This window comes from Streptomyces sp. UH6, from assembly GCF_013421635.1.
In the GTDB taxonomy this organism is placed as follows: domain Bacteria; phylum Actinomycetota; class Actinomycetes; order Streptomycetales; family Streptomycetaceae; genus Streptomyces; species Streptomyces abyssomicinicus.
In genome coordinates, this window is the sequence record NZ_JACADT010000182.1 from 1 (window position 1) to 8,008 (window position 8,008).

The 8,008-nt window shown below is 70.8% G+C and carries 7 protein-coding genes; 6 read left to right on the forward strand and 1 reads right to left on the reverse strand.

From position 1 onward, the window contains the following. Nucleotides 1–263 precede the first annotated feature (263 nt). The 3 genes from nrdR to HW445_RS12050 all read left to right on the forward strand — a co-directional run bounded on the left by nrdR (nt 264) and on the right by HW445_RS12050 (nt 5,209). A complete protein-coding gene (nrdR, locus tag HW445_RS12040) occupies nt 264–845 on the forward strand; it encodes a transcriptional regulator NrdR (protein ID WP_180221015.1) in 582 nt (193 codons plus the stop codon). 169 nt (nt 846–1,014) lie between these two features. Next, on the forward strand, nt 1,015–3,894 hold the full coding sequence (locus HW445_RS12045; protein WP_180221016.1) for a vitamin B12-dependent ribonucleotide reductase: 2,880 nt from the start codon (nt 1,015–1,017) through the stop codon (nt 3,892–3,894). A gap of 172 nt (nt 3,895–4,066) precedes the next feature. Beyond that, nucleotides 4,067–5,209: a hypothetical protein gene (locus tag HW445_RS12050; RefSeq protein WP_308798932.1), complete on the forward strand. Its 1,143-nt coding sequence runs from the start codon at nt 4,067–4,069 to the stop codon at nt 5,207–5,209. A 78-nt stretch (nt 5,210–5,287) separates the two neighbouring features. Here the strand turns inward: HW445_RS12050 and HW445_RS12055 are convergent, their stop codons facing one another. Next, nucleotides 5,288–5,827 carry a TerD family protein gene (locus tag HW445_RS12055; protein ID WP_180221017.1) on the reverse strand — a complete coding sequence of 180 codons (540 nt, stop codon included), beginning with the start codon at nt 5,825–5,827 and terminating at the stop codon, nt 5,288–5,290. Between the two features lie 198 nt (nt 5,828–6,025). On the opposite strand from HW445_RS12055, the gene HW445_RS12060 reads away from it, so the two are divergent. From HW445_RS12060 to HW445_RS12070, 3 genes are all read left to right on the forward strand, one after another. Further along, the gene (locus HW445_RS12060) at nt 6,026–6,649 is read left to right on the forward strand and encodes a YdbC family protein (RefSeq protein ID WP_180221018.1); all 624 of its coding nucleotides are present in this window, start codon (nt 6,026–6,028) and stop codon (nt 6,647–6,649) included. 205 nt (nt 6,650–6,854) lie between these two features. After that, nucleotides 6,855–7,559 (forward strand): histidine phosphatase family protein, encoded by a 705-nt coding sequence (locus HW445_RS12065; RefSeq protein ID WP_180221019.1) that lies wholly within the window; start codon nt 6,855–6,857, stop codon nt 7,557–7,559. Then, on the forward strand, nt 7,540–8,008 hold a 469-nt coding region (locus tag HW445_RS12070), incomplete at its 3' end, for an ADP-ribosylglycohydrolase family protein (protein WP_180221020.1). The genes HW445_RS12065 and HW445_RS12070, both read left to right, overlap by 20 nt.

Below are 8,008 nucleotides of genomic sequence, written 5' to 3' on the forward strand. Positions count from 1 at the left end.
TGCGCCTCCCTGTGCGGCGGGCCCGTACCGCCCGCCCGCCGGGCCTCCGGGCCGGTTTCCGGCGACATGCGCGTCCGACGTGCGGTTGCCCGCCATTTCCCGCCCTGGCCCCACATCTAGTGGTTGGATGTGCGGCGTGACCCAGAAGTTGTGGTGGGTGTGGTCTTCGCGGCTCACGGCATCGCCTATGCTGGTGCTCGCTTCGAGGGGCCCACGGGGTCTGCGAGGCTGTTGAGTCTGCTTGTGAGGAGGGTTGGAACGCCATGCACTGCCCCTTCTGCAGGCACCCCGACAGCCGTGTCGTCGACAGCCGTACGACCGACGACGGCACGTCGATCCGCAGGCGGCGCCAGTGCCCGGAGTGCACCCGGCGGTTCACGACCGTCGAGACGTGCTCACTGATGGTGATCAAGCGTTCCGGGGTCACGGAGCCGTTCAGCCGGACCAAGGTCATCAACGGCGTCCGCAAGGCCTGCCAGGGCCGGCCGGTGACCGAGGACGCGCTGGCGAAGCTGGGGCAGCGGGTCGAGGAGGCGCTGCGCGCCACCGGCAGTGCCGAGCTCACGACACACGATGTGGGGCTGGCCATACTCGGCCCGCTCCAGGAGCTCGATCTGGTGGCCTATCTGCGCTTCGCGTCCGTCTACCGGGCGTTCGAGTCCCTGGAGGACTTCGAGGGCGCGATCGCGGAGCTGAGGGAAGCCAGGCCGCGTCCCGCCCCCGACGAGGACGCCCCTGACGAGGACGCCTCGGGTGAGGACGCTTCGGGCGAGCGGGCCCGGGAAGACGACCGCGGGCAGGTGGAGCAGGAGAAGGCTCCCGTGCCCGTGAGCACCGCCGACTGAACGGCGGACCGGCACCGGAGGCAGCGGCTCCGGAGGCCGGCCGGGCGGCGGTGGAGGAAAGACAGGTCGCGGAAGACGCAGCGAGGGCGTTCCGCGGCGAACAGGACAGATTCGTGCCACGGGAAGAACGCGGCACTTCAGGGCGTTTTGCCCGATACAGGGAGGCGGCATGACAGAGACGGCGAGCGGTCCGGCACGAGGTTCCCGAGCCAAGGGATCCAAGGCTGCTGCGGCCCGGCAGGGACTGCGCATCGAGCGCATCCACACCACCCCCGGCGTGCACCCGTACGACGAGGTGGCCTGGGAGCGCCGTGACGTCGTCATGACCAACTGGCGCGACGGCTCGATCAACTTCGAGCAGCGTGGCGTCGAGTTCCCCGACTTCTGGTCGGTGAACGCGGTCAACATCGTCACCAGCAAGTACTTCCGCGGCGCGGTCGGCACGCCGCAGCGGGAGACCGGCCTCCGGCAGCTGATCGACCGGATCGTGAAGACGTACCGCAAGGCCGGCGAGGACAACAAGTACTTCGCCTCGCCCGCGGACGCCGAGATCTTCGAGCACGAGCTGGCCTACGCGCTGCTGCACCAGATCTTCAGCTTCAACAGCCCGGTCTGGTTCAACGTCGGCACGCCGCAGCCGCAGCAGGTCTCCGCCTGCTTCATCCTCTCCGTCGACGACTCCATGGAGTCGATCCTGGAGTGGTACAAGGAAGAGGGCATGATCTTCAAGGGCGGTTCCGGCGCAGGCCTGAACCTGTCCCGCATCCGCTCCTCCAAGGAGCTCCTCTCCTCCGGCGGCAACGCCTCCGGCCCGGTCTCCTTCATGCGCGGCGCCGACGCCTCCGCGGGAACCATCAAGTCGGGCGGCGCCACCCGCCGTGCCGCCAAGATGGTCATCCTCGACGTCGACCACCCCGACGTGGAGAACTTCATCGAGACCAAGGTGAAGGAGGAGGAGAAGATCCGCGCCCTGCGCGACGCGGGCTTCGACATGGACCTGGGCGGCGACGACATCACGTCCGTCCAGTACCAGAACGCCAACAACTCGGTCCGCGTGAACGACGAGTTCATGAAGGCCGTGGAATCCGGCTCGCAGTTCGGGCTGCGCGCCCGGATGACCGGCGAGGTCATCGAGGAGATCGACGCCAAGAGCCTCTTCCGCAAGATGGCGGAGGCCGCCTGGGCGTGCGCCGACCCGGGCATCCAGTACGACGACGTCATCAACCACTGGCACACGTGCCCGGAGTCCGGCCGGATCAACGGCTCGAACCCGTGCAGCGAGTACATGCACCTGGACAACACGTCCTGCAACCTCGCGTCGCTGAACCTGATGAAGTTCCTGAAGGACGACGGCAAGGGCAACCAGTCCTTCGACGTCGAGCGCTTCCAGAAGGTCGTCGAGCTGGTCATCACCGCGATGGACATCTCGATCTGCTTCGCGGACTTCCCCACCGAGAAGATCGGTGAGAACACCCGCGCCTTCCGTGAGCTGGGCATCGGCTACGCCAACCTCGGCGCCCTGCTGATGGCCACCGGTCACGCCTACGACTCGGACGGCGGCCGCGCCCTCGCCGGCTCCATCACCTCCCTGATGACCGGCACCGCCTACCGCCGCTCCGCCGAGCTGGCCGCCGTCGTCGGCCCGTACGACGGCTACGCCCGCAACGCCGAGCCGCACCAGCGCGTGATGAAGCAGCACTCCGACGCCAACGCCGTGGCCGTCCGCATGGACGACCTGGACTCCCCGGTGTGGGCCGCCGCCACCGAGGCCTGGCAGGACGTCCTGCGCCTGGGCGCGGAGAACGGCTTCCGCAACTCCCAGGCGTCCGTCCTGGCCCCGACCGGCACCATCGGTCTGGCCATGGGCTGCGACACCACGGGCGTCGAGCCGGACCTGGCCCTGGTCAAGTTCAAGAAGCTCGTCGGCGGCGGTTCGATGCAGATCGTCAACGGCACCGTGCCGCAAGCCCTGCGCCGCCTGGGCTACCAGGAGGAGCAGATCGAGGCGGTCGTCGCCCACATCGCCGAGCACGGCAACGTGATCGACGCCCCGAGCCTCAAGCCGGAGCACTACGAGGTCTTCGACTGCGCCATGGGCGAGCGCGCCATCTCCCCGATGGGCCACGTCCGCATGATGGCCGCGATCCAGCCGTGGATCTCGGGCGCCATCTCCAAGACGGTCAACATGCCGGAGACGGCGACCGTCGAGGAGGTCGAGGAGATCTACTTCGAGGCGTGGAAGCTGGGCGTCAAGGCGCTGGCCATCTACCGCGACAACTGCAAGGTCGGCCAGCCCCTCTCCGCCAAGAAGAAGGAGGAGGAGAAGAAGGCCGAGCCGGTCGCCGAGGCCCCGGCCAAGGTCGAGAAGGTCGTCGAGTACCGCCCGGTGCGCAAGCGCCTGCCGAAGGGACGGCCCGGGATCACCACCTCCTTCACCGTCGGCGGCGCCGAGGGCTACATGACCGCCAACTCCTACCCGGACGACGGTCTCGGTGAGGTCTTCCTGAAGATGTCGAAGCAGGGCTCGACCCTCGCCGGCATGATGGACGCCTTCTCGATCGCCGTCTCGGTGGGCCTGCAGTACGGCGTGCCGCTGGAGACCTACGTCTCGAAGTTCACCAACATGCGCTTCGAGCCGGCCGGCATGACGGACGACCCGGACGTGCGGATGGCGCAGTCGATCGTCGACTACATCTTCCGCCGTCTGGCGCTGGACTTCCTGCCCTTCGAGACGCGGTCCGCGCTCGGCATCCACACCGCCGAGGAGCGCCAGCGCCACCTGGAGACCGGTTCCTACGAGCCGATCTTCGAGGAGGACGACCTGGACACCGAGACCCTCGCCCAGTCGGCGCCCGTGGTGACGCCGAAGGCCGAGGCCCCGGCCGCCAAGCCGGCGCCGCGCGAGTCGCACACCAACGCGGAGCTGGTCGAGATGCAGCTGGGCATCCAGGCCGACGCCCCGCTGTGCTTCTCCTGCGGCACCAAGATGCAGCGGGCCGGTTCCTGCTACGTCTGCGAGGGCTGCGGCTCCACCAGCGGCTGCAGCTGACGGCGGGCGAGGTCGCGTGACCGCGACGGGTGACGCGATCCGCTGAGCACACCGACGGCGGGAGGGGCTTTCGCTCCTCCCGCCGTCGTGTGTGTCGCCGGGGCTTGCCACCGGGGCGAGGCGCTGGCAGGCTCATCGACATGATCAAGAGAATCGAGTCCTCCCTCCGCCGGTGAGCGAGGCGACCGGGACGGAGCTTCCCGGATCCAGGACCCCACTGTTCGACCACGCCCTCCGGCTGCACCGGCTGACCCCCGACGCCCCGCTGCCGCGCGGCGGCGAGCCCTTCCCGGACGACGAGGACCGTCGCCGACGGCCACGGCCGGAGCACCCGCCCAGGCGTGAGCTGATCGGCGTCGGCGTCGCGGCCGTCCTCGACGAGCACTTCACCGCCCCTCAGGCGCCGCCCGAGCGTCTGACGGGCCGGTTCCGTGACGTGCACGTGCCCATCCATCCCGTCCCGTGCGTCGGTGAGGCCGCGCTGCGCGCACCGGCGCGGGCACGGGAGGCCGGGCGCCGGCTCGTCCGGCGCGGCACCGACAGGGACGACGTGATCGTCGGAACGGCGCTGCTCGCCGCGGTGGGCACCGCCGACGACATCCCGTACCTCCAGACCGTCGGCCTGCTCTCCGACACGTGCGGCCCGCTCACGGCGCACGCCCTGGAGCGGCTGCCGGGCGGCGCCGAGGCGCTGCTCTGGCTGGCCGACCGCGTGGCGGGCTGGGGACGGGTGTACGTGGTCGAGGCGCTCTGCCGGCTGGTCGACGGCCGCCCGGACGTCCGGCGGTGGCTGCTGCGCAGAGCGGTCGACGGCGACTTCCTCAACGGGTACTTCGCCGGGAAGGTCGCCCAGGCAGCCGGTCTGCGGGAAGCCCTCGCCGCAGCGGACGTGGACCCCGAGATCGTGGAGCATGCCGGCGGGCTCCTGCACGTGCTCATGTGGAGCCAGGGCATGGGGACGACCCTCAGCGGCTGTCCGGACGCCGAGGCGCTGCTCACGGCACATCTGCGCCACCTCGACCGGCTCGGTCCCACTCCCGACCGCTACCGTCTCGCCGCCGTCCTCGCGCGGGACCTCGGCGAAGACGGGGACCCGGGCTCGATCGCCCCGGTCCGGCGGTGGCAGCTCCACCGGGACGGCTACCTGGCGCTTCTCGACCGGGAGGACTGGTGCGGGACGGCGCGGAACGCCCTGGCGGCGGGTGACGTCGCGATGATCCGGCTCGCGGGGACGACGTCCGGAACGATGTCCGGTACGGGACTGCGGGCGTTCGACGACAGGCCGGCCCCGTCGGGCGAGGCTCAGGCGCCGTAGGGACCGTGGCGCCCCCGCGCCGCCTCCACGGTCCCCCGGCGGCTCCCCGCCGGGTCGTGGAGGCAGCGGGGCGGGTCGTCAGCCGCCGCTCACGGCGCCCATGACCTGGGGGAAGCGCTCCGCGTCGTCGAAGCCGCGGACCGCCGGACGGTACCGCCAGTGACCGCCCTCCCGGACGAACTCGGCCAGCGTGGCCGCCCGCGCGCCGGAGACGGCCGCGAAGTCGCCCTCGTCCAGCGCCACGTGCCCCTCGGCCACCCGGTACCGGGCGTGCGGGACCTCGGCGAAGGCGCGCTCCACGGTGCCCTGCTGTATGACCGCGCCCACCACGACGCGGCCGAACCGCTCCGCGAGACGGCCGAGTTCCAGGGTCATCACCTCGTCCCAGCCGAACCCCTTGCCGTCCCGGCTGTCCCGGTGGAGGGTGATCGTGCCGTCCGGCGAGCGGCTGTCGAAGTGCACCACGTACACGGGCGCCCCGTGCGGGTCGTCGTGCCGGTAGGCCGCCGCCACCAGGTCGAGGTCGATGGCAGGCTGTCCCATCGGGCTGGGATCCCACTTCAGTGACACCTCGACCTTGGCGATCCCCTTGCCGATGCCGGAAGTGCTGCCGGACATGCTCTCCCCTTCCCTAAGCCTGAGTCCGTGAGGCTCCCGACGCCCGTGGCCCAAGAGGGAGTTGCCCACCCCCTGGTCCAACCGGGCCGCGCAGAAAGCCGGTTGTCCATCCTGCCACGCGTGTGCGAGCCATCACCGGGAAGTGCGCCGGTAGTTCGCGCCCTCCAGCGGCGGGTCCTGTGGCCTTACGATGGCGCGGTGCTGGTCAAGTGGATTCGCTGCACGGTGACGGACCCCCGCGGGTTCGAACAGGGGCAGCGGAAATGGGCGGGTCTGCGCGGCGAGTCCGGCTTCCAGGGGCAGGGTGGGGGCTGGAGCCGGATGCGGCCGGGCGTCGTGCACCTCTTCTCCTTCTGGGAGAGCCGGGTGCTCTACGACTCGTTCATGGCGCTCTCCCACGACCGGCTGGCCACCGCCCAGGCCGGCACGTACCGGGACACCCGGGTCCGGCTCTTCACCCACCGGTTCGATGTGAAGACCGGCTTCCAGCCGCGGTTCGCCGAGGCGGACCGGGTCCGCGTGGCCCACTGCCGGGTGCGGGAGGAGCGGGCCGAGCACTTCGCGCTGATGCAGGAGAAGGTGTGGAACCCGGCCATGGCCGGTTCGCCGGGCATGGTGCGGGGGATCTTCGCGGAGGCGCCGGGCCCCGAGTTCATGATCCTCTCCATGTGGCAGTCGGCGGCCGAGCGCGCCAAGTACCGCACCGAGCGCATCGAGCGGCTCTCCCTGCGGGCCCAGTTGGAGGCGGACGTCGCGGATCTCGACGGCGACATAGTCGATCTGGAGCCCACCTGGACCGTCGTCCCCGCCACCCGCCCCTGACGCGGCGCGAGTTTCGGGGACCGGCCGTGACGGGTGAGGTTCACGGGTCGTGACGAACTGGGTTCACGGTCCGTGACGATCCGTGTGACGGTCCGCGACGATCCGGGTGACGGTCCGCGACAGGCGGCCGGACGCGGCGTGACCCGTGGGCGACATGACCAGCGCACGACAGGAATGTGTCACGTTCCCGATCTAGGGTTCCGGTATGGCCCGACCACGCCGCATCGTCCTCGTCCGGCACGGCGAGTCCGCGGGAAACGCCGACGACTCCCTCTACGAGCGCACCCCGGACCACGCCCTCCCCCTTACCGCCCAGGGCTGGAGGCAGGCCGAGGAGACCGGGCGCAGACTCCGTGAACTGTTCGGGCAGGAGCGGGTGAGCGTCTACGTGTCGCCCTACCGCCGTACCCATGAGACCTTTCAGGCGTTCGGCCTCGATCCCGCGCGGGTACGGATCCGGGAGGAACCCCGGCTGCGCGAGCAGGACTGGGGGAACTGGCAGGACCGGGCGGACGTGGCGCGCCAGAAGGCCAACCGCGACGCGTACGGCCACTTCTTCTACCGCTTCGCCCAGGGCGAGTCGGGCGCCGACGTCTACGACCGGGTCGGCGGTTTCCTGGAAAGCCTGTTCCGCAGCTTCGAGGACGCCAGCCACCCGCCGAACGTCCTGCTGGTCACCCACGGCCTGGCGATGCGGCTGTTCTGCATGCGCTGGTTCCACTGGACCGTCGACGAGTTCGAGTCGCTCTCCAATCCGGGGAACGGCGAGACGCGCATGCTCGTTCTCGGGGAGAACGGCAAGTACACCCTGGACCGGCCCTTTGACCGCTGGCGCGAGCCGGTACCGGAAGGCTCTGGTCGGCAGCAGGGCCGATCGGCAGGATGGCAGCGTGACCACCACCACCCATGACCCCTCTTCCGCACCGGGGGCGCGCCTGGACCGTGCCCTCGCCTCCCTGACCGGCCTCACCGTGGGCGACGCCCTCGGCTCCCAGTTCTTCGTTCCCGCCAACGGTCCGCTGCTGCACGGCGGCGAACTCCCGCCCGGCCGGTGGGGCTGGACCGACGACACCGAGATGGCCTGCTCGGTGGTGGCCGTCCTCGCCGCGCACGACGCCGTCGACCAGGACGAGCTGGCCGCGGCCTTCGCCCGCCACCACGACTTCGACCGCGGCTACGGTCCGGCCGTCAACCGGATGCTGCGCCTGGTCCGTGAGGGCGGCGACTGGCGCGAGCTGTCCGGCGCCCTCTTCGACGGCCAGGGCTCCTGGGGCAACGGCGCGGCCATGCGGGTCGCCCCGCTGGGCGCCTGGTTCGCCGACGACCCGGAGCGCGCGGTCCGCGAGGCCACCCTCTCCG